This is a genomic window from Niastella sp. sgz303648 (assembly GCF_059587045.1).
In genome coordinates this window covers 503,759-528,595 of the sequence record NZ_JCAPSW010000005.1, presented here as the reverse complement: position 1 = coordinate 528,595, position 24,837 = coordinate 503,759, and the positions used below count along the sequence as shown (strand labels likewise).

The 24,837-nt window shown below is 42.8% G+C and carries 25 protein-coding genes; 14 read left to right on the top strand and 11 right to left on the bottom strand.

The genetic code is table 11. The features are described from left to right. Positions 1-97 precede the first annotated feature (97 nt). Positions 98-679: an acyl-CoA thioesterase gene (locus AC59IL_RS17735; RefSeq protein WP_496553511.1), complete on the bottom strand. Its 582-nt coding sequence runs from the start codon at positions 677-679 to the stop codon at positions 98-100. 279 nt (positions 680-958) lie between these two features. On the opposite strand from AC59IL_RS17735, the gene AC59IL_RS17730 reads away from it, so the two are divergent. The 4 genes from AC59IL_RS17730 to AC59IL_RS17715 all read left to right on the top strand — a co-directional run bounded on the left by AC59IL_RS17730 (position 959) and on the right by AC59IL_RS17715 (position 4,828). Continuing rightward, positions 959-1,834, top strand: coding sequence for a helix-turn-helix domain-containing protein (locus AC59IL_RS17730; protein ID WP_496553510.1), 876 nt, complete (start codon positions 959-961; stop codon positions 1,832-1,834). A gap of 185 nt (positions 1,835-2,019) precedes the next feature. Further along, complete coding sequence (locus AC59IL_RS17725; protein ID WP_496553509.1) at positions 2,020-2,778, top strand: nuclear transport factor 2 family protein; 759 nt, start codon at positions 2,020-2,022, stop codon at positions 2,776-2,778. Between the two features lie 240 nt (positions 2,779-3,018). Beyond that, the gene (locus AC59IL_RS17720) at positions 3,019-4,092 is read left to right on the top strand and encodes a hypothetical protein (RefSeq protein ID WP_496553508.1); all 1,074 of its coding nucleotides are present in this window, start codon (positions 3,019-3,021) and stop codon (positions 4,090-4,092) included. A gap of 19 nt (positions 4,093-4,111) precedes the next feature. Next, a complete protein-coding gene (locus tag AC59IL_RS17715; protein ID WP_496553507.1) occupies positions 4,112-4,828 on the top strand; it encodes a hypothetical protein in 717 nt (238 codons plus the stop codon). Between the two features lie 55 nt (positions 4,829-4,883). Here the strand turns inward: AC59IL_RS17715 and AC59IL_RS17710 are convergent, their stop codons facing one another. Beyond that, positions 4,884-5,933: a hypothetical protein gene (locus AC59IL_RS17710; protein WP_496553506.1), complete on the bottom strand. Its 1,050-nt coding sequence runs from the start codon at positions 5,931-5,933 to the stop codon at positions 4,884-4,886. A gap of 194 nt (positions 5,934-6,127) precedes the next feature. Between AC59IL_RS17710 and AC59IL_RS17705 the strand changes: the two genes are divergently transcribed. Continuing rightward, complete coding sequence (locus AC59IL_RS17705) at positions 6,128-6,616, top strand: hypothetical protein (protein WP_496553505.1); 489 nt, start codon at positions 6,128-6,130, stop codon at positions 6,614-6,616. A gap of 177 nt (positions 6,617-6,793) precedes the next feature. Here AC59IL_RS17705 and AC59IL_RS17700 read toward each other — a convergent pair whose 3' ends face one another. Both AC59IL_RS17700 and AC59IL_RS17695 read right to left on the bottom strand, forming a co-directional pair. After that, positions 6,794-7,099 (bottom strand): hypothetical protein, encoded by a 306-nt coding sequence (locus AC59IL_RS17700; protein WP_496553504.1) that lies wholly within the window; start codon positions 7,097-7,099, stop codon positions 6,794-6,796. A gap of 20 nt (positions 7,100-7,119) precedes the next feature. Continuing rightward, the gene (locus tag AC59IL_RS17695; protein WP_496553503.1) at positions 7,120-8,583 is read right to left on the bottom strand and encodes a M6 family metalloprotease domain-containing protein; all 1,464 of its coding nucleotides are present in this window, start codon (positions 8,581-8,583) and stop codon (positions 7,120-7,122) included. Between the two features lie 436 nt (positions 8,584-9,019). Between AC59IL_RS17695 and AC59IL_RS17690 the strand changes: the two genes are divergently transcribed. Next, positions 9,020-10,192 carry a glycoside hydrolase family 76 protein gene (locus AC59IL_RS17690; RefSeq protein ID WP_496553502.1) on the top strand — a complete coding sequence of 391 codons (1,173 nt, stop codon included), beginning with the start codon at positions 9,020-9,022 and terminating at the stop codon, positions 10,190-10,192. Positions 10,193-10,201: 9 nt separating this feature from the next. On the opposite strand, the gene AC59IL_RS17685 is transcribed toward AC59IL_RS17690, so the two are convergent. Beyond that, the gene (locus tag AC59IL_RS17685; RefSeq protein WP_496553501.1) at positions 10,202-10,633 is read right to left on the bottom strand and encodes a hypothetical protein; all 432 of its coding nucleotides are present in this window, start codon (positions 10,631-10,633) and stop codon (positions 10,202-10,204) included. A 241-nt stretch (positions 10,634-10,874) separates the two neighbouring features. Here AC59IL_RS17685 and AC59IL_RS17680 point away from each other — a divergent pair, with 241 nt between their 5' ends. Beyond that, the gene (locus tag AC59IL_RS17680; protein WP_496553500.1) at positions 10,875-14,672 is read left to right on the top strand and encodes a glycosyl hydrolase family 28-related protein; all 3,798 of its coding nucleotides are present in this window, start codon (positions 10,875-10,877) and stop codon (positions 14,670-14,672) included. Positions 14,673-14,781: 109 nt separating this feature from the next. Here the strand turns inward: AC59IL_RS17680 and AC59IL_RS17675 are convergent, their stop codons facing one another. Then, positions 14,782-15,147, bottom strand: a complete 366-nt coding sequence (locus AC59IL_RS17675; protein WP_496553499.1) for a DUF4870 domain-containing protein — start codon at positions 15,145-15,147, stop codon at positions 14,782-14,784. A gap of 295 nt (positions 15,148-15,442) precedes the next feature. Further along, positions 15,443-15,691, bottom strand: coding sequence for a hypothetical protein (locus tag AC59IL_RS17670; protein ID WP_496553498.1), 249 nt, complete (start codon positions 15,689-15,691; stop codon positions 15,443-15,445). Between the two features lie 1,001 nt (positions 15,692-16,692). Between AC59IL_RS17670 and AC59IL_RS17665 the strand changes: the two genes are divergently transcribed. Both AC59IL_RS17665 and rbp read left to right on the top strand, forming a co-directional pair. Next, positions 16,693-17,601 carry a sugar phosphate isomerase/epimerase family protein gene (locus AC59IL_RS17665; RefSeq protein ID WP_496553497.1) on the top strand — a complete coding sequence of 303 codons (909 nt, stop codon included), beginning with the start codon at positions 16,693-16,695 and terminating at the stop codon, positions 17,599-17,601. 175 nt (positions 17,602-17,776) lie between these two features. Beyond that, positions 17,777-18,085 carry an RNA-binding regulator gene (gene rbp, locus AC59IL_RS17660; RefSeq protein WP_496553496.1) on the top strand — a complete coding sequence of 103 codons (309 nt, stop codon included), beginning with the start codon at positions 17,777-17,779 and terminating at the stop codon, positions 18,083-18,085. A gap of 133 nt (positions 18,086-18,218) precedes the next feature. Here the strand turns inward: rbp and AC59IL_RS17655 are convergent, their stop codons facing one another. Beyond that, on the bottom strand, positions 18,219-18,413 hold the full coding sequence (locus tag AC59IL_RS17655) for a hypothetical protein (protein WP_496553495.1): 195 nt from the start codon (positions 18,411-18,413) through the stop codon (positions 18,219-18,221). A gap of 413 nt (positions 18,414-18,826) precedes the next feature. Between AC59IL_RS17655 and AC59IL_RS17650 the strand changes: the two genes are divergently transcribed. Beyond that, positions 18,827-19,639, top strand: a complete 813-nt coding sequence (locus tag AC59IL_RS17650) for a hypothetical protein (protein ID WP_496553494.1) — start codon at positions 18,827-18,829, stop codon at positions 19,637-19,639. On the opposite strand, the gene AC59IL_RS17645 is transcribed toward AC59IL_RS17650, so the two are convergent. Then, positions 19,640-20,095: a universal stress protein gene (locus AC59IL_RS17645; RefSeq protein ID WP_496553493.1), complete on the bottom strand. Its 456-nt coding sequence runs from the start codon at positions 20,093-20,095 to the stop codon at positions 19,640-19,642. 205 nt (positions 20,096-20,300) lie between these two features. On the opposite strand from AC59IL_RS17645, the gene AC59IL_RS17640 reads away from it, so the two are divergent. Further along, positions 20,301-20,468, top strand: a complete 168-nt coding sequence (locus tag AC59IL_RS17640; RefSeq protein ID WP_496553492.1) for a hypothetical protein — start codon at positions 20,301-20,303, stop codon at positions 20,466-20,468. Positions 20,469-20,503: 35 nt separating this feature from the next. Here the strand turns inward: AC59IL_RS17640 and AC59IL_RS17635 are convergent, their stop codons facing one another. Continuing rightward, positions 20,504-21,688, bottom strand: coding sequence for an SDR family oxidoreductase (locus tag AC59IL_RS17635; protein WP_496553491.1), 1,185 nt, complete (start codon positions 21,686-21,688; stop codon positions 20,504-20,506). Positions 21,689-22,124: 436 nt separating this feature from the next. Between AC59IL_RS17635 and AC59IL_RS17630 the strand changes: the two genes are divergently transcribed. The 3 genes from AC59IL_RS17630 to AC59IL_RS17620 all read left to right on the top strand — a co-directional run bounded on the left by AC59IL_RS17630 (position 22,125) and on the right by AC59IL_RS17620 (position 24,462). Next, positions 22,125-22,511, top strand: coding sequence for a RidA family protein (locus tag AC59IL_RS17630; RefSeq protein WP_496553490.1), 387 nt, complete (start codon positions 22,125-22,127; stop codon positions 22,509-22,511). Between the two features lie 244 nt (positions 22,512-22,755). Then, the gene (locus AC59IL_RS17625; protein WP_496553489.1) at positions 22,756-23,484 is read left to right on the top strand and encodes a glycoside hydrolase family 11 protein; all 729 of its coding nucleotides are present in this window, start codon (positions 22,756-22,758) and stop codon (positions 23,482-23,484) included. Between the two features lie 138 nt (positions 23,485-23,622). Next, positions 23,623-24,462, top strand: a complete 840-nt coding sequence (locus AC59IL_RS17620) for a formylglycine-generating enzyme family protein (RefSeq protein WP_496553488.1) — start codon at positions 23,623-23,625, stop codon at positions 24,460-24,462. 94 nt (positions 24,463-24,556) lie between these two features. Here the strand turns inward: AC59IL_RS17620 and AC59IL_RS17615 are convergent, their stop codons facing one another. Further along, on the bottom strand, positions 24,557-24,826 hold the full coding sequence (locus tag AC59IL_RS17615; protein ID WP_496553487.1) for a hypothetical protein: 270 nt from the start codon (positions 24,824-24,826) through the stop codon (positions 24,557-24,559). Positions 24,827-24,837 lie beyond the last annotated feature (11 nt).

The following is a 24,837-nucleotide window of genomic DNA, read 5'->3' as shown; positions in this document are numbered from 1 at the left end:
CCCAAATTCCTTATTAATTTACAACCTATTTAACGATGATTACAAATACAAAAAATCGTAATGCGAGTTATGCGTTTATTGCCTGCTAACTATATGGTTACTGCAATAAACCTTCCGGGATTAATATTGTTTCTGTTTCATGAGTAGCGGGTGCAATACCGCGGATTATCTGGCCGTCGTCTTCAAACAATTTTAGCACCCAGTCAGGAGGTGTCTTTTTGGTATTTGAAAAACCGGCCGACTGCACAATCTCTTCTAACGTATTCAGTTTATCTTTTCGCCAGAACAGGCCCCTGGTTACACCAATAGCTTTTATTTCATTTTGCTGCATAAAAGTATGTACATGATAAAACCAGCGGTTATCCCAGCCCGCAATTTCAACATGCATCGAAACCCTTGTGCCGCGTTTAATCGGTTTGCGGTAAATAATTTTTTGCGAACCAAGGGAGGGGGCTAACTTCCTCGTCATTACAGCATGAAACAAATCTGTTCGGGCAAACTGTTCCCACCGGGCATAATCCATATATAGTAAGTATTTATAAGCAGCCATTACCCGAAGTCCATCGCAATCAAATGTTTTTACCCTGAAGTTTTTTATAAAAGGTTTATTAACATCAAGTCTCTTTTTAAGATATCGCAGCAGGAAAAGTCTAACGATATTGTACCAGTAAAACAGCATAAAATTTTATTTTATATGATCTGACTGGGAAATTAATTTTGCGTGCTTCTTCTGTATACCGGGGCAATAGCGGTTATAGAATAACCTGCCGGTTATAAACCGGCAAACAATCCCAGGGCAAAGAGGGATTGGTTCTGTTATCAGAATATTTATCTAATAGGGGTATGGTAGGGCAAAGAAGAAGGCCTCGTAAAATTGAATTATTATGGGCAACGGATCTGTAGTAATAATTGGATTTTTGATTGCAATATTTACATTTACTTCCGGAGAACATCACAAATGACCACAGAAATAAAAAAATACCACTTTAAAGAAGGGCTTCCGCAGGAATTTGAAATTGTGGACCTGTCTAAATTATACAAACGAAACTTTGACAAATTAACTACCGTACACCGCACCGGCTTTTATCAGATTATTTGGTTTCAACGTGGCAACCCAACACTTTGGGTCGACTTTGAACCTGTTCATGTACAGCCCAACACGGTATTGTTTTTAAATAAAGATGTGGTAAAACGGTTTGCCGGCAAAACGCCTTTTGAGGGTATTTCTATCCTGTTTACCGATAGCTTTTTCTGCCAAACGGAAACAGACACAAAGTATTTACGGAATACTATTTTGTTTAACGACCTGCTTTCGGTGTCGCAAATACAGGTGAAAAAAGAAATAAAACTGTTCACTGATTTATTGCAGCAGATGACTGACGAAGTAAACAGAACAAAAGACAATTTCCAGGCCGATATTTTACAAAATTTGCTCCACAACTTCCTGTTAAATGCAGAAAGGATCAGGCGAACGCAGGATTATTTCACTGAAATCAAAAAAGGCGCTGACCTTGATTATGTGATGTTATTCAGAGACATGCTCGAAGCGAATTATAGACATCAAAAACAGGTAAGTTATTATGCAGGGCAAATACTTATTACTGAAAAACGCCTCAATCAGGCTACAACAAAGGTGTTGGGTAAAACACCCAAAGAAATAATTGACGACAGAATATTGCTGGAAGCTAAAAGACTATTGGCGCATACAAACGAAAGCATAAAAGAAATTGGCTTTAGCCTCGGTTTTGATGAACCCACCAACTTCATCAAATACTTCAAAAAACACAGCCTTACAACTCCTGCCGAATTTCGCGAAAAAATAACTTCAGACTAAAAGTATCATTCAAAGGACTATTTCAACCTTTTCCATCTTTACTGCCTGCAGCACCTTTGCATTGAATTTAAACTTTTGATAAAATGCAAAAAACGATAACAGGTGCAGCGATAATTTTAGCAGTTTGTATATCTGCCTACACCACCACAAGCAAAACTGTTTCATCAACAAAAAATTATATTAAGATGGAAAACAAACAAAAAGTAGTTGATCTTTTAAAGTCAATTGAAACGGGCGCCACAGAGCCTGTAGGCTACATCAATGCCAACAAATACATTCAGCACAATTTAGCGGTGGAAGATGGCCTGGCAGGATTTGGCAAATTGTTACAGCAATTGCCTCCAAAATCGGCAAAGGTAAATACAGTAAGGGTTTTTGAAGACGGCCCGTTTGTTTTTGCTCATACTGAATATAATTTCTTTGGCCCTAAGATCGGCTTTGATATTTTCAGATTTGAAGATGGAAAGATCGTGGAGCATTGGGATAATCTGCAAACAACCGCAAAACCTAATCCCAGCGGACATACGATGATTGATGGCGCGTCAAAGGCGACCGACCTTGATAAAACAGAAGCAAACAAAACTTTAGTTAGAAGTTTTGTTGACGACATTTTAGTAAACGGCAAAATGGAAAAGCTGGCAGGGTATTTTGATGGCGACAATTACATTCAACATAATCCCTTAATCCCTGACCAGCTTTCGGGATTGGGAAAAGCGTTAGGCGAGTGGGCAAAACAAGGCATCACTATGAAGTATGACAAAATTCATAAAGTACTTGGCGAAGGGAATTTTGTTTTGGTTGTTAGCGAAGGGCACCTTGCAGGAAAACACAACTCCTTTTACGATTTGTTCAGAGTTGAGAATGGAAAAATTGCCGAACACTGGGATACGATTGAAGAGATCCCGGCAAAGGAAAACTGGAAAAATAGTAATGGAAAGTTCTAATAAATCGAATGTATTTGGAAAGCCCCGGATTTTCGGGGCTTTTTTTATTTTTTCCTGATTCATTAAAATCCGATTGGTAAAATCAGGAAAGTAACAAGTAATATTTTTTGTACGAGACGGGAAATTTTTTAAACAAAATAGCAGAAACATTCTGATTTTTCTAATATAATATATCTTGCGCCTTATCGTTATTCGTCGTTCCCTAAAAGAACAACCTGCGTTAACCAAACCTTTATATAAATGAGAAATTTAAGGCCATTGCTTGTCTTTGGCGCTCTTGTCATGCCCTTTGCAGGCAATTCACAATACTCACGTGCTGCATCACCTCCATCCGGCAAAACAATTTCGTACCGGCTCGAAAGAAATGAACCCGCCAAATCGGGATTATTTGGGCTTGTAGTAAACCCGGTTTATGTTGATGGAAGCACACCCAACCTTAACATTGGCGGCGGGCTTGAATTCTTTTACACCCTCAGGAGCCAGCTGCGCATCAGCGGTGGTTACCATTTCGCTTACCTCGACAACCTAACCGGCGACGATCGTAAAGGCGAGCCCGTTGGCGACTGGGAAAGCTATGGCACCCCTGTAAAAAGAAAAAGATCATCCCGTTTTGGTATCATGGTAAGTCCAACCATTTTGTCGTGGGAAAAAGAAGAAAATTACCATATCACCTTAGGCAGTGCCGGCTACCGCACCGTTGCAGTGACCCGCGTACGGGGTAACGTAGTAAGGGCCCTTACCGGCCGGCTGGGCTACCAGGTCGATTACAGGGTCATTCAATCAAAAGATGGCCTTCCCTTCAAAACAACAACGCCCGGATACATATATAACTATCAGGGTGACGAATACCTGCTTGCACCCACCAGCCTGAGTACCTCTTCAACCATGATGCAATCGAACATAGCCGTCATTGGTATTGGTTACACCACTTTCCGGGATATCAGAATCACACTCGACGATGAAAAATATACCGGCCGGCGCGAAGAAAAAGCGCAGACCGATCTCTTTATCGATTTGCTGTATGCACACAAACTCAGTTTGCAGGACATGATCTATTACCATTCATTAAACAACGTGACGCAGGAATACGGTCACCTGCCGCAACGGCTCAACCTCTCTGCCACCAACTTCTACAAAACAGGTGTGCGTATCGGGTACCAGGTTATTAGCATGTACCATCCGCATTTTGGTACTAAAATAGTGCTGGAAGGCGGCATGCGGCCCGGCCTTAGAGACGAGGAGACGAAAAGCCTGAACCTGTACGCGCAATTTACATTCGGTATCATTTTCGGAGGAAGAATGGCAGGCGAATAAATCACAAACTAATTCAACCATGCGATCAATCAAAATATTAATACCGGCATTAGCCGTAATTGCATGCATGCAGGCATGCAGCTCAAAAGACTTTGAACATTGCGACGAATCATTAGTTCCAACAGCCACTGCCGATGCAAAGGTAGTTGCCGGCGGAACCATCAATTTATCAGTAACAGGAATCGATAATGTACATATGTACAATTGGCGGGGCCCTAACAAATTTTTCTCCCACGATGAAAATGCACAGGTTACTAACGTATCGGCTGTCAATGCCGGCAGGTACGCTGTAGAAGTGATCACTGAAGATGGTTGCATTTATACCGCAACCACCGATTCGGTTGTGGTAACATCGGCCACGCCTCCCTGTACATTAGCCAACAATTATGCAACGTTCTCGAACTTACCTGATCTTTCATTTTATAGTATAAGCGGATCCGTAAGCGGAGGTTCGTATTTCGTAACAGCCAGTGCAACGGGCGGCTCCCTCAGTATGGAATTTGCAGGCACGAACCGCCCGGTTACCGGTATATACGACATACAGTCGTGGGGAGGTACCTGGGTACAAGGCAATGTAAGAGTAATTGTATGGAATTCGGGCTGGTCATGGAATACAGGCAGCGGCAAGGTATATGTAAATGCCGCCAACGGCAAACTGATCGTGAGTTTTTGCAACGTCGACTTTTCGTCGAACGGCTATAACACAAGGGCCAATTGCCAGGTTACAGTACCATAAAGAAAGTAAAGTATAATGCACTAAGCTCCGATATATCATCGGGGCTTTTTTATTTTTAATTCCCAATCGCCATACACCTGGCGCCAACTTCCGAAGCAGATCCTAATGTTTTAAATACATTGCCGTTTTTCCAAACTATAACTTTATTATTACCATCAATCCCCAACACATATATGTCGGCGCCATCAACAGCAATGGCAGTGGCATTAGTGCCGTTGAGATTAATGAGGCTGCCATTTGCCCAATAAGCTGCGTGATGTGTATACGGTGGGTTTGGTTCAAATGTGGAGCCTGGAATATACACCGTGCTGCCTGATGAAGTTATAGAAGAGGGCATAAAGGTTCCGTTGTTAATGCTGTTCCAGTTACCGTTTTTCCAATAGCCACCGGTATATGCCGCCGTATCGGGAAACCGGCCGGCCAAATAAACGTCGCTACCTGAAACAGCAATGCCAACAGTAGAAATATATTTTGCGATTGTTATTACTCTGCCACTAAAAAGTTCAAAAGAACCATTAGTCCATAATAACCCAAAATTACCTTCAACAGCGCCGGCCGGAGCACCCGTGTTCCTGAAAAATAAACTGCCGCCAACTAATACATTAGAGCCCGACAGGGCAATGCCGCTGATTTCAACCATCGATACTCCCTGATATGGAAATTTTGGTGTATTCGATGGGTTTTCAAGACTGATCTCTGTATTGCCATTCCACGAAGCAGGTGTGGTCATATTATCCCAACCCGTTGCATAAATGGTGTTACCCGATTGGGCTAAATGCTCTATATAGGAAGCTCCCGGTAGTGCAACAAAAGTATCATTTTTCCAGTAGCCTCCACGCTGTGCGGCCATATACACATCACTACCCGAAGTAATTATTTCGGTAATGGTTCCGGCGTTAGATAATGTATGCTGCATTACAGCTGCCCCTTCCTGTGATAAACCCATTTTCCAATAAGCCCCTTTTGATGAGGTAGTAGTTCCGCCAACATATAAAAAAGGACCTTTTGGTGAATTAGAGTCATCAGTGTGCTTTCTGCATGATACAAGCGAAATGCCTGCAATAGTTATTGATAACAGCGATAACAGCAGTGTAAAATTTTTCATTGGTAAAGTTTAGTGGGATCAGTGCACAATAGCTGTACTAAGTTAAAATTCTCATGATATATAATTTTGTTAAACAACTGATTAAATAAACTACTATATAATTGATATTGATAATCAGAAATCCTTCCGGAGGTTAACACACAATTAACGTTGTGTTGCAGGTGTAAAAAGTAACTTTAGGTATATAGCTTCTTATGAGAACAGCCGCAATTTGCCTTATCATTTGTTTATCCTTAACTTTCTGTAAAAAGCAAAAGGATGGCAATTCTTCATCATCCGCCACCAACTCTGCGGGCAATACTCCTTCGTCATCCAATCCTTCTTTTATTAATGTAACTGTAAATGAGCTTCCCATGGAAGTAAAGGCCATTCATTATAGCAGGGGAGGATCTGTATTCAATTTTTCGGCTGAGAATCCATTACAAAAAGTGGATGTATATTGTTTTTGGTTTTATGGGCAAAGCGGTTTTAACTTTCAGTACAGCGATTCTATCAATTATTCAACCCGCCCCGATACTTTAACAACATGGTATACCAGAAGGGCTGCAAATTGGGGTGATGTTTACTTTGACTGCTGCGCTTTTCCACTTACCGATGCCGTTATCAGTGGCAACTTCTCAGGAACTTTTCCTGATACCAAAAATGTAACAACGGTAAAAGGCAATTTTCATTTAAAATTTTGATTGCCGGGGTCTTGCCGCTAAAACTACTTCATGCACAGGCAAGTATTATTTGTAAAATAATTAATGTTTTTCGGCAACATGTTTTTGTAATAATGCTGCTATGGGAGATAAAGCCATGGATTACACAAAAAATAGTATGTGCAATGCACCCGGCCTGCTGCCAAATGAATATGATACTTAGTCCTTTCCTTTCCGAATTACTTTTACTGAATCGGGAATCACAAACCATTTGTCCGGCGCCCGGCGAATAATTGCGGAAAGATGAGTTCCCTTTTGTAGTTCATGCATCTCCTCAATATCTTTAGCTATATAAATATTCAGAATCTCTTTAGATTGTGCATCTGCTAAACTAACTGCATCCTCTACTGTTCCGATTTTGTAAGGCAGCACTTCGATGATATCAAAATCCGCCAGGTCAGGACTTGTTATTATGGAAATAATTTCCCCTTCAATCGTGGAACGATTTGGAACAATTTGTACCATTAAAGGAATTTACAGCAAAGTTATATATCCACCCTGGATTTAATTTTTCTTTTCCTTTTTAAAGTCGCCTCACCCGATATAAATAAATCAGCCAAAATCACTGAATCCCTGATATTGATTTCGTTTACCCGTACATTGCTGTCCAGGCCACCATAAGATAGTGAAGCCGGATTACTATCTTTATTAAAACTTGTATTGTTGGAACTTCCGGGCCAGGCATCCCCTACATCTCCCGGGTTATTTCCTTTTTCAAGATCCTTCTTTCCATCTGCCTGCATTAGCGCTACCTGAAAATGTCTTTCATTATCATTGTTATCTATATTATCATCAATATGCCAAATCAGAAGGCCGCTGCCGGGTAGATAGGCATCAAAGTTTTTTTGTTGCCGGTTTTCCAGCAGAAAATATTCATTACCAGGCCCACCATCCTTCCACAAGCGATAAATTTTCCGGCTTTCCTTCACATCTTCTATCTGAACCGCCGGTTCATTACTCGTTTGGTTGACTGTACTAACCCATTGTTGCTGACTTTTGCACCAGGCGCAGGGATGGGAAGGAGTAAGACCTTTGTTATTCCAACTGCCGGCCGCCATGAGGCACCAGTTGCCGATCCCTTCACTGCTGTAATCAGTATCATATAGATCGGGAAAACCGAAAAGCAAATGTCCCAGTTCATGGGCACAGACCCCCAGTTTGCAATCCTCGGGAACTGTAAGATAAGCGTATACTTTTGTGCCGTCTGAGTCAAACTCCTGCGGCAAAAGCCATTTATGGCTCCAGATGTCCGATTTACCGCCAGTTTCTTCGGCGCCCCGTCCTGCGTGGATAACGATAAAGGCGTCCACAAAACCATTAAGGTCATTATCATATTTTGAAAAATCAACCATAGGATCGGCCTCTTTTGCAGCATCTGCTGCCATAGTCCGGGCATTGGGTTCATTGTCGCCCATGCCGCTTTTACCATCCGCATAAGCGGCAAGATTTTGGGGCAGGAGGAAGGGGCCAACCACTTCTCCCTGGATATCTACCAGCCCCCCTGAAACTTCATTATAATACTCATTTACACTTCCGGTAGGCACTGCTCCCTTTGAAAAGAAAAGGTCCTCGTAATGTTTTTTATTACCTGAAAGTTTTTTATCGGGGAATTCAACCAATACCACGATAACCCGAAGAACTCCTCTGGCAGGTTCTCTTTCTGTAGCATGCGAACGAACAGCCGCAGCAGAAGTACCTAACGGGAATACTTTTCCCGGGTAGATAACCGCGTCGTTTAAACCTAACCTTGCCTGCTGTTTGGGAGTGAGTAAATTCGCTACCAGTTCATTTGTCGAAAGCTCCTTTAATCTATTTAGTTCCCTTTTCATTTGTTCACGAATTTCGGGACTCGGAGCTATCATGCATCGTTGTCCATCATTGCTTGCTGCAGCGGCATTATAAATGTGTAGCAGATCATTTATAATGCCTTCATTCTTTTTTCTTTTCATAATGTTATTTTTAAATATTTATCTTTCTCTGAATTCCTTTAAGCACAATACACTGCCACCAGGGTTTTATTTTCTTTTTTGTTTCTGCATCCTCATTAGCCGGAAGCAAAAAAGTTTACCAGTCCACCCGGCAGACCTGCGGCGGGCATGATCAATGATGATGGGAAAGGACATACAGTAGAGTTTAAGTTGAGGGGGGTAATTTCTATCTAAAGGTTCGAAATAAAAACAAGTCGGGCAACCGTCTAAACACCCATTTTACTCAGGTAAGAAAAAAAAGGTGTTTTAACGGGTATTATTTTGATTTGTTTGTTGATAAATAATTTTCACAACCTCTTTAGGGATGGTTCCACTTTTCCAGTCATTAATAAACTGATGCCGGGCTGTTTCCGGTATGAGTGATGTTAAAACTTTATCTATACAAAAAATCTGTCTCATGAAAATTACACATTATTGCAAAACATGTTTTTGCCAGTTATTCATGCCTGTTATATTGTTAATGTTCACATTTGTTTCCTGTTCAAAAAAGAGTATAAGCCATGAAAATGCTACTGCTGTAACAGCCAGCGATGCTGCGGCCGACAGCGCCGTGCCGCCCACAAAAGCCGAAGCCATGCTGGCTATGCAATGCTATAACAACGCCTTCTATAATCAGTATGGCACCTATGGGCCAAATTATAAGGCCTATTATTATTCTGATGTAACCCATACAGGCCGCATGGATTTCTGGAAGCAGGCAGAGGCAATTGAAACACTCATCGACGCATACACCGTCAATAACAGTACCGACCTGCTCAATAAAATAGTATATCTGTACAACGGTATGCGCGATGGTTTTGGATTGTTATGGTCGAATAATATTTATAACGACGATGTGATCTGGGGTGCACTCATGTGCATCAGGGCTTTTCAACTCACCAATGATGGTGGTATGAAAGATATGGCTAAAAATAATTTCGATATGGTGTGGGCGCGTGCATGGGATACAAACCTCGGTGGCGGTTTGTGGTGGACCACCGCCAATACCACCAAAAATGCCTGCGTAAATGCACCGGCTGCCATTTGCGCTATGTACCTGTATCAGGCAACCGGCGATGCCGGGTACCGCGATAAGGCAAAACTGATTCAGGACTGGATGATCAGTAAATTATATGCATCCGGTACGGGTGAGGTAAGAGGCGCCATCAATGCGGCCGGTACCATCACCGAAGGCGCCCGCACCTATACCCAGGGTACTTTTATTGGAGCTTGTAACCTGCTGCACAACTACTACCCATCAAATAATTATGCAGCAATGGGAGCTAAAGCCATGGATTACACGAAAAACAATATGTGCAATGCCCAGGGACTATTACCTGATGAATATGATACCGAAGACTGCCAGGGCTTTAAAGCCATTTTTGCACGCTGGGCCTGTATGTTTGTGCGCGACCGGGGACTACAATCCACCTATTCACAATGGCTGAAATACAACGCGCAGGAAGCCTGGAAATACAGAAACTCAAGCGGCCTGATGTGGGGGCAATGGTGGCGCAGAACTCCTGACAGTTATGTGAATTCTTTTGAAACAACCTGTGGCATTTCCATGATGAACGGGGTATGGTTCTGATAACCGTTTCTATAAGTAATAAGCTCTTACATAAACAGCATCGGCGCCAATTGGTGAGTAAAATCGTGTGGTGCCGGCAGTGGCGCCCGCGGGAATATTGATCGTAGCCCTCAGGTTGGTTGAACCCATATTGTACACATAGGCTACTTTGGCGCGGGGAGAGGGTGCACTAAAGGTAATTGTGATGGTAACAGCATCTGAAACATCGTCAAACTGAAGTACTCCGCCAATTGAATTGTTGGGTCCTGGTGCGATGTTGTAAAGCGATACGTTGTCAAGACTGGTAACAAAATTAGCTTCAGCAAGATTTTCATCGGTGTTGTTTTGAACGAACAGATCACAGGCAGAGGGATCCATTTGCTGGCGGGCTGTTGGGGCCGGTAAAAAACTGCAGAAAAGAATGAGCGATACAACGATCATCGATAAGGTTTTTGTTTGCATGGTAAAAAATTTAATTTGAATAGAATACTATAAATATAAAACACGTATCTATAACCGCAAACAGCGGGTTACATGCTATTGTAGTTTAGCCGAAAAAAAATGTGAAACCGGACAACTGGAAAACTTTACGGAGCACTTTTGCATTACGTCAAAACTACTTCACAGGTACTTCTGCTTCGTTTAGCAGCCTGCTTTTGTAAATATGGTTCTATGTTTGGTGTTACCCGGCAAAACTTTGTTTATGCAAGTAATCCGCCTATGTAAACACCGGCGCACCAAATGGTGTCTTTTAGTAATTTTTGTACTGGCCCTGCAGTTCCCCGCTTTTTCGCAGAACTGGAGATTGATCAATTCAACGTACGCAACAACCGACGCACCTGTTATCGCCTATTCTGTGGCAGATTATGGCGCCATGGGCGACAGCAGTACAGATGTTACTGCTGTTTTTCAAAACCTGCTCAATTCATTGGGTAATATGGGCGGGGGAACCCTGTTCGTTCCCAAAGGGAAGTATGCCATCAAAGGCAGCCTGCTTATTCCGAAAGGCGTTACGCTGCGGGGCGAATGGCAACAGCCGGTAAAAGGCCAGCCTGTTGACGGTACTATTCTGATGGCCTATGCGGGGCGGGGTAATGCCAATGCAGCGGCCTTTATTACCATGCAAACTTCTGCTGCCGTTCAGGATATGGCGATCTGGTATCCGCAACAAACGCCCGATAACATTACCCCTTATCCGCCAACTATTCTGTTCGGTCAAACCGGGTACTTTGGCAATGAATTCTGCAATGCCAAAAACATTACGCTTGTTAATGCTTACGACGGCATTATATTTTCTACCGCCAACGGAGGCACCTGTCCGGTTATTTTTAATATATATGGAACCCCGCTGCATACCGGAATACAGATCGACAATATTGTAGATGTTGGCCGGCTTGAACAGATCAGTTTCTCGCCTGCGTATTGGCAGGGATCGGCATTGGCCAATGCTCCCGCCACGGCGGGAAGCTCTTATGCCAGCTTTATCTATCAGAACGGTACTGGTATTATGATGAAACGCAACGACTGGACGTACACCAGCTTTGTGAATATCGAAGGATATAATGTAGGATTCAGGGCCGCACAGTCGGCCACCAGCCCCGGCAATTATCCTAACGGGCATAATTATGCCATGACTTTCACCAATTGTAATGCGGCCGTAGTGGCAGATGGACTGCCTGATGTGGGCATCATGTTTTCGCGGGTTACGGTTACCGGCTGTGCATCGGGGTTTGTGCTATCGCCGGGTGTAAGAGGCGGCGCCATACAATTACATACCTGCAACATTTCTGCAACGGGCAATGCCATTGCTATCGATTCCGGTGTTACCGGTACCTTTATGATGCAGCATACGACAATCGCCGGCGGCAGCGTGAATGCGGCAGGAGGCACGTTTACCGCATCCGACTGCGATTTCAATAACGGCGGCAACCAGGTTACGATCGGCCGGCGTGCGCGGGCTGTGCTCACCGGTAACCGTTTCAGTGGTGGCATGAATATTCGCAACAATTCATTGTATGTAAATTCCATCGACAGCACACCGGTGTCGTTAAGCCAGATGCCTGATATTGCTAATATTACTACCGAAACACATAAGCCAGGCCGGCTGGTATTGTACCTGGCAACTGCTGCTCCGTATAATGCAAAAGGCGATGGCGCAACAGATAATACAACGGCCATTCAAAATGCGCTAAACCAGGCCGGCGCCGATGGCGGTGGTATTGTATTTCTTCCGCCGGGCAAATACAAAGTGCTGGGGCATCTTACAGTTCCAACCAATGTAGAGTTAAAAGGCGCCAATGATGTAAGCACGGCCCCAACCGGTCCCGGCAGTGTGCTCGAAGCATATGCCGATCAGGGAAATGCCGCCGGTACGCCGTTTCTGCGATTGAGTGCAGGCAGCGGCATTCGCGGACTTGTTATCAATTATCCGCAGCAGGTGGGCAGTCTTGTCCCCAATTTTTACGCATACCCATATGCGATCCAGGGGCTTGGCAGCAATGTATATATTATCAATACCGGCATTCGCGCCTGCTACAATGGCGTTGATCTTTTCACCAACAAATGCGACAACCATTACGTTGATTTTGTGGCAGGACAGGTATTTCATACTGCAGTACGGGCAGGCGGTGGTTCAACAGGCGGAAAAATATATAACCTGCACTTCAACACCATCTATTATTCAAACGGTTCAGAAAGCAAGTTCGGTTCATGGCCCAATTCACCCACCAATAACGGCGACCCACAGGTATATGCATACGATTATAATAATGTAAGCTGGATGGAACTGGGCAACTGCCAGAATGAAACCCTGTACAACGATTTCATATATGGCGCTAATTACGGACTGCGGCTGCTTGCTGAAGGCGCCGGCGCTACCGGTGTGAGTTTGGGCATAGGCCTCGATGGCACCCGCCATGGCATTAGCGTTGAAGGAATGGGCGCCGCCGGTTTTCATTTCATTAATTCGCAGATCGTATCCCTGAACGACAGCGCAAATAACTACATCGTTACGAAACCCGGCTTTTCAGGAACGGCAAATTTTTACAGCTCCGATTTCTGGGGCAATCCGTACAACGGACTTTCCCTGAACGGCGGCACTCTGCATTTTCAAACTGCTAATTTCAATCAGCCGGGGCAACAGCGTTGGGCCAATGCACAGTCGGGATCTGTGAACCTGCACAATTCATGGGTGTGGCCTGTGGGTGGTATTCTTAATACTGGAGCAGAAGGCAGGCTTTCGGCGCGGTCATCCATTATTGATAGTTCAGGTATTCATCCGGCCAATGCCGCTTTATGGCTGAATAACCAGGGCAACAGCTGGCAGGTATCTATCGCAGGCGCTATGGACCGCAAAGGATGGACAGCCTCGGCATCGGCCAACAGCAGCAATGCCCGGAATGCGCTCGACAGCAATGCTGCTACCCGCTGGTCAACGAACACATCGCAATCAGCCGGTCAATACTTCATTATTGATATGAAAACAATGAATACGATACATCAGCTGGTGCTGGATGCCGCGCAAAGCCCCGGTGATGATCCTGCAGGGTACAATGTATATGTTTCAACCGACAGCACTACGTGGACAGGACCGGTAGCTAACGGCGCCGGCATGGCGGGCATGACGCTGATATTGTTCCCCGACCAGGTTGCCCGGTATGTGAAGATTGTTCAAACAGGTTCAAAAGGCAACTATTGGTCTGTTCATGAATGCTATGTATGGGGAACGGTTAATCTGGCCTATGGCGGCAAGCCTGCTGCGATTCCCGGAATTATAGAAGCAGAGAACTACGACAACGGGGGACCGGGTTTGGCGTATTCCGATTCTGACCCTGCAAACAATGGAGCACAGTATCGTGCAGCCGAAGGGGTAGATGTTGAAAATTGCGGCGAAGGAGGGTATGATGTTGGCTGGACTTACCCCAATGAATGGATGAAATATACCGTTAATGTTACCACGCCTGGTGTATATACCATACAGGCCCGCGTGTCGTCACCCGGAGGCGGTAAGCAATTTTATATTGAAATGAATGGCGTTAATATTTCCGGCACTATTACGGTTCCTGCTACCGGCGACTGGCAGGCATACCAAACCGCTAGTGTAACATCGCCGGCCCTGCAGGCAGGTGTGCAAACGATGCGAATTGTTGAATTAACCGATGGGTTTAACATCAATTATATTGAGTTCGTTGGGGCAGGAGGGATCGTTGCAGCTAAAGCAACTACCGACCCTGTAACTACAGTTTCCCGGATGATCGTTTTCCCCAACCCCGTTGTTGGTCAGCAGATCAATGTGCAACTGGTTGATCAAACTGCCGGCAGATACCATGTGCGCCTGGTGAATCATGCAGGCCAGTTGGTATACACAACCGATATAACGGTTTGCAGCAATAACCAAACGTTTGTTATTAACCTGAAACGCAAACTAACACCGGGAAATTATATACTGGAGTTTGGCGGCCCTAAAGGAAAACCGGCTATTAGTAAGATAGTGATACCCTGATGTGTGCATAGTTTAAGATGCCGCCTTCATTGATTTGGAGGTGGCATTTTTATTTGTGCTATAACTATAACCATTCCCGTTCGTGGCTAACATTTTCCTGGCTGCTCAGCTATTTAATCAATCTTATTGTCATGGGATAGCGGTATAACTTATTTTCACTGGCTTTTATAGTAGCAATAATCACAAACACGAGCATTATTATCCAGAGCACCCATATCAGCAAAACACCGATAGGCGTCAGGAACAGAACAATGGCGATGATGCTAAGAGTGAGCTGAAAATTTAAAGATTCCCTTGCATGCGCTGCTACAAATTCAGATTCATTTTTTTTGATGAGGTAGATGATCAGGGGTGGAAAGATCCAGAAAAACAGCGTAAGTATATGACAGAGAATGGCTAAAGTTCTTTCTTCGCTGGTTGGTGTGGAAGCCGGTAATTGCTCAGACCCCCAAATTGGATTGGCAGGGTTGGTCATAAAATGGGTGTTTTTATAAATTTACCAATTAAATTGTAACAGAAGATCCGGCTGGTGCCGCCTCCCCGTTTTATTTTTCAATTGGAGAAAACGGGATGTATGACATAAGTTTCTGTGAAAAATGGAAACCGGTCGGAGTTTTCGAATTAATGAAGAAAACGCGTAGGAATATATATAAAAAGAAAAACTGAATACCAGGATTATATAAAAAAAGAAAAAGCCAAATACAAAACGCTATAATTAATTAATAGCGGTGTATCTCAGCTTTATAATCATTCGGCTGGTAGTCCCGACTTCACAGCCGGGGCTCATCCCAAACTTCCATTTGAATATTGTAACCTATATCAAAGTATCTGACGATTTTTTTTGAAGAATGGCTTTGAAGGGAATCAATTTCTTCTACAACAGGAAGAATTTCAAAATAATGCTCGTCGGTTTTTACTACCTGAAATAAAGTTTCTGATTTTTTTACAATAGAAGGGCGAAGATATCTTAATTTATCTCCCCGGTTAACCCTTTGAGTTGAGGTAAGATGTTTCCACATGGGATTACGGATTTTAAATGTGAAATATAAAATGAATAAGTGAATTATGCAAAAATGAAGCCAATATAAGTGAAAAGTTCAAAGGTAAGTGTAACCTCTTAGGGTAGCCGGGACACTCTTTTACAACGGATTTGTTTTTCCATTTTGAAATAGTTACGTTTCCTGCTTTTCCCGAAACGTTACCAAGAGGTCCTTGTTTGATTCGTCCCATAAAACATGATTTTGAAAGTGAAAAAATTGGTTTACTAACTGAAACAAGCCTTTGAAGTAACCGGTATATTCATTGGCCGATTTCCATCACAAACATAAAGCGGTAAAAAAAGGGGCTATTCGCAATTACTCACATTCGCTCACTTTTACTCATTAATACTCGTTTATATTCACATTTGTCCGCTTTTGGCGTATTTGTCGCCTGATTATAGTCTGTTATGTACTGTATTGATTATAGCTGATAGCCTGCTCCCTGTCGTTTGCTTTGGGGAAATACTTTGTACGTGTAAGCGCTGAAGATAGAATTGCGATGCGTGGATTTTGATGATTTGGTGCCTTGTTGTTGCCCCCGGCTTGCCCTTTTGGTGCCCTCGGCTTGCCCTCGTGGTGCCCTTTTGGTGCCCTCCGCTTGCCCTTTTGGTGCCTCCCTAATGCCCTCCGCGTGCCCCCGGCTTGCCCTCCTGTTCGTATTTGCGTGCTGTTGCCGTGCCCTTTTGTTGCCCTTTTCGTGCCCTAAGGGGGCACGGAAAGGGCACGGCAATACGACCACAATACGACCACAAACCCACGGAAGTGGCAACCGTGTGCTTCAAAACGGCATGTATCCCAAAAGCCTGAAATTTTTGTTTGTTATGACCAATAAAACCGGAAGACTAAAAAGAGGGGGAGTTGTGGGCCTTTGATATATCGCATTTAACAATATCCTGACCCCGAAAAACAACATATAGAAATAACAATTTAAGCTGTTCCCATTTGCACTAAATTAGCGTACCAACCAAACACTTGCTTCTATGAAAAATAATATCAGGCGCCGGTCATTTGTGAAAACCATGATGGCCACTCCGGCATTGGCCTTTACGCCGGGCATTTTACAGGCCGGCAATAGTTCCTTTCAAAGTTCGCCATTACAAAAACTTAAGATAAGTCTGAATGCCTACTCGTTTAATGTTCCGTTACGTGATGGAAGTATGAGCATAAACGATATGCTTGAGTTTTGCGCTGGTACTGCAATCGAGGCGGTTGATATTACCGGGTATTATTTTCCCGGTTATCCGGCTGTTCCTAAAGATGAATACCTTTATCATATTAAGCGAAATGCTTTCAGGCTTGGCCTGGATATCAGCGGTACCGGTGTTCGTAACGATTTCACCAATCCCGATAAAAATAAAAGAAAAGAAGATGTGCAACTGGTGAAAAACTGGATTGAATGTGCCGCCAAACTGGGCGCCCCGGTGATCAGAATTTTTGCCGGTACCCAAATGCCTGCCGGATACAGCTGGGACCAGGTGGCTGCGTGGATGATGGAAGATGTGAATACCTGTGTTGAATATGCGCAAAAGTATGGCGTAATGGTGGGCATACAGAACCACAATGATTTTATTAAAACAGCCGATCATGTTCATACAATCACGGGCATGATCAAATCTGAATGGTTCGGTATTATTCTCGATACAGGCAGCTATAAAACCGGCGATCCCTACCGGCAAATTGCCGACACAGCCAAATATGCCATCAACTGGCAACTGAAAGAAAATGTATTCAACAATGGGGTAGAAGAACCGGCTGATCTGAACAGGATCATCAGCGCTATTAAAGCATCAGGATACCGTGGATATCTGCCCATTGAAACACTGGGTGCGGGTGATCCTAAATTAAAAGTACCTGTGTTTGTTGAAAAAGTCAAAAAGGCGTTGGGGTGATCAAATCGGGGTTTATGAAAGTATTTGTTATTGCTAACAAAATATAACCTACCTTTGTGTGGTAATAGAGCCTTTGCATCAGTAAATCGTTAATTATCCTGCTTAGTAATCTGCATCTTAATTAGTTTCTTACTTTTTGCTTCCTCTCATTTTTATTAAATTTTAATTATTCAGAATGAACATTTATGTTTCAAACCTGAGCTTCAACGTGCAGGATGAAGACTTAAGGGAATTTTTTGCTCCTTATGGAGAAGTAACCTCAGCTAAAATTATCAATGACAGAGAATCAGGAAACTCCCGTGGTTTCGGATTTGTTGAAATGTCTGATGAAGCTGCTTCTAAAAAAGCTATTGCCGAATTGGATGGCGCTATGGTAGAAGGCAGAAATATCATGGTAACTGAAGCGAGACCAAAAGAAGAAAGATCTTCACGCGGTAACAATGGTTACAATAATTCGAACAGTTATAATAAAAACAGATATTAATACTTTCGTCTTTATAAAAAAAGCCTTCCGGTATTATCGGGAGGCTTTTTTTATGCCGTATAGGTGCGCCAGGTGCTGGTTTCTCCCTTTCAAATTCAAATAAGCTATTTGCTCTGTAATAGGACGTGATGTTTTAAATCCGATTGCTTTCATAGTTTTTACTATCGTATTGCAAATGAATATCGGGGTTATATATTTCCAGGATATAAGAAGGATTTGCAAGATCCTTAAACTGAAACCGGCGATATAATCCATGCGCATCGCTTGTGTTCAGCATCTTTCTTCTCAAACGCTTCGACCAGGGCTGCTCCAGTATATAAGATAACATTTTTGCTCCCGGAAGGATGTATACCTTGCAAAATCAATTTGAAAACTGCATGAGGCTTTCTATAGGCTTACACTGGTCTGAAGATGTGCCGCGCAAATTAAAACTGCTGGGGCGGTTGATTGCCTCAATGCTATAACGCTGTAAAATTATACAACGCAATCTTAAATTTTTTTCACAAAAATTTGAGGCATAAAAATTGTACGCTCAATACTGAATTTTCACCCTGTTCTTCTTTACCGTATATATTCATCAATACCGCACTTTATTTTAACGGTATTTTTACAATCCGTGCGTACACAGACCTGATTCGAAGCGTTATGTTAACGAATTTGCTGCGCCCTGAAAAAAAACTCATAAAGATCTATTATCTGAATGTACGGAGGAGCATGAACCTATTTACCTAAAAACGTTTTATGGATACTCATACCGGTCAGCATCGACGGTTCCCCGCAATGACTATTGCAGTTGTGTTGTTTGTGCTTTGTATTGTTCCCGGACAATCATTGATAACTAAGCTGCTACCCGCAATCTCAGGGCTGGTGCAGATCAATCCAACGCTGGTTTTCCTCGAAATTCCTACGCAACTGCCGGTAGCCATCGACCTGATCGTGGCGCCAGGGCTTTTTCTGCTGATTTATCCATTGGTGATTTTATTGTATCCGTCCCGGCCGGGCATAACATACCGGCGCCGGCCCCTGCAAAGAGTTAAAGCAGCATTCTCAGGATTATTTATTTTACTGTGCTGCATGCTGTTGGGAGCATTTATTTACTTTCTGGTGCAGGACCATCTCACTACACAAATACGAAACGGCATAAACTCAATGGGCATCAATGCGGATATTCATCTTTCTTTTCCCGGCCATGAAATCATTGCTCTGCGGGGAAGTTTGGTAATACTGGTATGCTTTTTCATTGGCCTGTTTATTTTCATTCGCAAAATAAGAAAGGAACCGGCGGCCGGTTTAACACGCGAACAGCGTATGACGCCTTACGAAAGAATGGTGCAGGAAAGGCGCATGAATCAAAAGCAAACAATGCAGGAACCGCAAATAATACAACAGGAGGAAATAAAAGGGCAGGGGTACAAAGCTGATAACAGCTGGAGGCCTGTTCACCTCGTACAGGCAACCATGCAACCTGATAACAATGGCCGGTCAGGCTTATGCTGCAGTCAACCGGTTATGCGGCTAAGGCCCGAAGCGATGTATTATATACCGGTCAGATAATTAAATCTCCTTCTTTCGGGCGATTTCTACTGAGCACTTTGCATGTAATGCTACCGACTGGGATACTGAGCCAAGCAAAAAGCGTCCTACCGCTCCGCGGCCATGCGAACCGACTACAATCAAATCGGCCCCAAATTCATCAGCTTCCTGTAGAATTGCATGTTTGGGCGATCCTTCAACCACTACATTTGTTATGAACAATTTTGGATTTTTCTCTTCCAGAATTTTAGTGGCATTATTCACGGCTTCTTCTGCCAGCTTTTTTGCAACAGCATCGGCTTCTTCCCAGGAGCCTGCCAAACCACCCATTGGCGCCGGAACCGCTGTTATTAAAGCATTGCTTTGAAAAATCGAAATAATACGCACTTCAGCATTGGAAGGAAGTGGCCGCGCCGCAAGTTCTTTAGCCGCTGCATTACTGTATTCGGAACCATCAGTTGCTAATAAAATTTTCATAATTTAAGTTATTTAGGTATTTCCAGGATTATTGCACGCTCTGTTAAGCCAAACTGAAACAATTGCTGCAATACCAATACCTGATTTAACTATCTTTTGAGGAAAAATATCAACACCCCCATCGAGGCTACCTGCATGAAACGCATTGACAAATGGATCGTTACCCCGGCAATTGATGTAACTTTGCCTTTGAGGAAATTAGTTTATGAATAATAAACTAATATATTGGATACCCATAGTTGGGGTGTTTGTCAGTCTGGTGAATTATGATAAAGATAATGACATGGGTACTTTCTGGTGTTATTATCAGGCAGTAATGATCATTGCATCTATTTGGATCGTAACATATATTTCGTTTTATATGCGGGGGTGAGAGCCGTTCGAATACACTGGCTCAACTTCAAAAACTCATAATTTTGCTCTGTTATCAAGCGCATATTTCAGTAATATGTCAAAATGCCTATTGTCAATTTCAGGACAGTCAGGCTTCCTGTCAGTATCGGGCCGGGTAAAATTCATTGGCGCTGATGTTATATAGGGGGTAAATATGGCGCCAACGGTTTTGTAATACATCGACTCCAGTTCATTTAAGTCATTCGCCGGCTGGTGACTAACCTGCTCCATTCCTTCCATATTGATGGCTTTGGTCATAGCCGGGATATAAACATTGTGTTTTGTTTCTCCGGCGCTTGCCAAATGAAAACTGTTGTGGTTTGTATTATTTATTGTTAACCTGTACATGGCCTTTGCCACATAATCAGCGGGTACTATGTTTAACCCGCTATCTGAACTATAGGCTACCCGACATTTCATGAAAGCAGTTTTGTTCAGATCGGTTTGTTTAAACATCTTTTCCTTGCATCGCAGAAAGAAAAACATCCATGCATAGAACACATCGAATTTACTGATGGCGCCTATCTTTTGTTCTATTAAACGGCCACATATAGTAGATGGCCTGAAAAATTTTGTTTTCATCCAGGGATTCTCCTGCGAAAACTTTCTCACCAATACTTCTGCTTCAAGCTTTGATAATTCGTAAGGGTTTCTGAAGTTTTGATTAAAATTAATATAGTCGGGAGCAATGTTGCCAACTGTTTCGCCGCAGGCATATGCTGAACCGGTATAAATAAAATGACCCACTTTAATTTTTTTTGCCAGCTGAAGCACCCGCATAGTTCCATCTACATTAACCGACCATAATTTCTTTTTAACAATCTCCGAACTTCTGAAATCGGTATAGGATGCAATATGAAAGAAGTAATCTATGCCATGGCTTTTTAATGCTTCTTCGTCGGTATGTGACAACGGCTCATTAATACCTTCTAATTCGAAATTAATACAATAGATAGTTGAGTGTAGGGTGCTTCGAAGATCGTTATATGCGTTTTTGTCAATAGATAAATAATCGATCCCGTCGTTTTCAATAATGTCGAAAACCCGGGTAGTGAGGTCATTTTCTTTATCCGACCTGCCCAACAGAAAGATCTTTATGCCGGTAAGATCATTTAAATGCTGCTTTATTATTTCGAATAAGAGGTTTCTTCCCAAAAGACCTGTTACGCCCGTCAATAGGTAATTTGTTGTTGCTTTCATTGAAAGTGCTTTATTTAAAAAAACATATAATTGTTTTTCCTGGCAATTTTGGCCTGGTGGGCGAGGGGTAGGAAATTCACAATTTACACCTGAAGAATTTAGAATAGCATCGTATTAATTGGATTTTTTGGAACTATCTATGCGTAACAGAAGATATTTTGGCCTGATATGCAGCGCCTTTTACTCACGCATTTTAACCAGTTGTCATCTTAAACCTGCATAGTGCTCGATCTGACTCAAAAAATCGCTGAACAAACAAGAGATTTAAGAAATAAATGCTGTTCTTAAATATTAAAATCGGATTACCTTTAGATTCACATAATCTCATCCCAAAGAACAATAAAAAAACAAAGAGTTAAAATGGTAGCCCTATGTGAATAAGGATATAAGCAAAAGGAATCAATAAAATGAAATCTTTGCGATTAAATTTTATCTTATGAGCATTAGCCTGCACAATCCCGAAAATCTTTTTCCTCCTTATCGCAATTACAGTCACGCAGTAGAAGTAAAAAGTAATTCAAACCTTTTATTTATCAGTGGCCTTAATGGTTATCTTTCAAATGGCATTGATATGCCTGAAAGTTTTGAAGAGCAGGCGGAACTTATCTGGAAATATATGGGGATATTACTAAAATCAGCCGGTATGGACTATCAAAATATTGTTTCTCTTCGTTTCTATCTGGCCGACCCGTGTTATGATGAGGCAAATGTAAATATATTGACGAAATATCTGGGAAGCCACGCACCTACCCGTACTGTATTTTGTTGCCAGTTACTTGAAAAAAAATGGAAACTGGAAATTGAGGCGGTTGCTGCAAAATAGATTTACGTTGAGGTCCTGTATGCAAGGAGAAGCCACATTCGTTTGACTAATGCCGTTAAAAGCTAACAAACAAATATCTTTTTGATATATATTATTTTGCCATAATGCAATTGTTGGCTTGTAAACGTTTGCATATGTGGGATATCTTCATTTCGCACTCAATACAAAATTTATTTTTGTAATCGGTTACATTAATGAGCCGACTTCCCTAAATTTATAGTCAAACTAACAATTAATTGCCATTATGAAATCAAACTCATTCCTAACGGAAGTGACCAGGATGGTTACTTTCGGTGCAACGGCTATTATGCTCGTTGCCGGTTCTTCCCTTTCAACAGGTTGTAATAAACACACTACTTCAGCGCCGGCAACCACAGGCGAACGCCGTACCGGCTATGTTAACGACAATGCCCAGCCCGAATCGCAGGGCACCAATAACGGTTACTTCTGGTCGTTATATACTGAGGGTGGGTCTTCAGGCATCACTTTTGGCTCGGGTGGCAACTTCGCCATCAGCTACAGCAATGTTACCGATGTGGTGGGCGGTAAAGGCTGGAATCCCGGATCGGCCCGAACCATTGGCTACAATGTAGGCGCCCTGAGCGGCAGCTATAATTTTGTAGGTATCTATGGCTGGACGACAAGTCCGCTTATAGAATATTACGTTGCCGAAATGGGCTCTGTAACGGGTGGAACGCATGTGAACTCTGTAAGCAGCGACGGACATACTTACAGCTTTTATAAACAGCAACGCGTGAATGCACCATCCATTATTGGCACCGCAACCTTCTGGCAGTACAAAGATACCTGGGGCGGGTCATCTACCGGGTCGAACCGCTCTGTAAACATGGCCAACCACATTAACAACTGGAGGAATAACGGCGGTCAGGGTTTTGGTAGTTACAATTACCAGATATTGGCGTTAGAGGCCTGGGGTGGTAAAAGCGGCTATATAAACGCAACGTGTTGGTAAATGGTTGAAGGCACAAGGCACAAGCAGGAATACAAGGCACAAGACATTGAATGTTGAACCGGCTTTATGTAGTTATACAGCCCAAATCGCAAGACTTGTGTCTTGTACCTTGAGCCTTGTGCCTTATAAATATATTCGATGAGCAAATTATTTATTTTAATAACAGCCATAATGGTTGTTACAAGCTCCTGTTCGCATAAATCGCCTGATAACTTTGTATTGGTTAAAGGCGGAACTTTTATAAACACAAAATCGGGCTACTACGGAAAAAGTATAACTATTCCCGACTTTTATATTGGTAAATATGAAATAACGCAAAAGGAGTGGATGCAGGTAATGGGAAGTAATCCTTCTGCATTCCAGGGCAATAATTTGCCGGTAGAAACAGTAAGCTGGTATGACTGTATAGAATACTGTAACAAAAGAAGTATAAAAGAGGGCTTGCGGCCGTATTACAATATAAACAAGGATAAAAAAGACCCGCTTAATACAAATGATCTTGATGATATAAAATGGACGGTAACGATCAATGAGAAAGCGAATGGGTACCGGTTGCCTGCGGAAGCGGAGTGGGAATATGCTGCAGGTGGAGGCAGGTTGAGCAAAAGTTACACCTACAGCGGAAGTAATAATGTAGATGAAATAGCATGGTATTGGAAAAATTCAGGAAATAAATACTTAACAGGGAATTGGGCCTGGGCTGTGTTGGAAAAAAACAATAATAAAACAAAACCAACCGGTAGCAGGCAGCCGAACGAGTTAGGACTTTACGATATGTCGGGCAATGTAAGGGAATGGTGCTGGGATTGGCTCCGCGCAGGCGCGGAGCGTAGTGGCGCTGATGCACCTCCCGGACGGATCTGGAAGGGCGGGGGATGGATGGGTGGCGACTTCTGCTGCGAGCCCTCCTTCAGGGCCGGCTACGAAGCGAATGGCAAGGGCGCCGATCAGGGTTTTCGCGTGTGCCGTAGTGAGTAAAACAAATAATTGCATAAATGAAAAGAGGCTATCAAATAATTGGTAGCCTCTTTTTTAATTTCACACCTTTTCGCACAGTAAGTATATTGGCTGATTATGAAAGCACAATTCCGTCGGCATCGGCGCTTTCCTCAACAGCTTCAAGAACCAGGTCAATGATGCCATCATCAATTTTTGTTTGGGTTTTAATCGCTGCGTCTTTTAATAATGAAAAGCTTGAATATACGCCCTGCAATGTGTTATGATAAATTTCCGGTGTATTATGCATTTTAATGCCCGAAAGCACCTCTTTCATTTCTATTATTCCTACCGCTTTAACAATTGGAAAAACAGTTGAAGCAATTATTTCATTAAATTTTGACATAAAAATTTGTA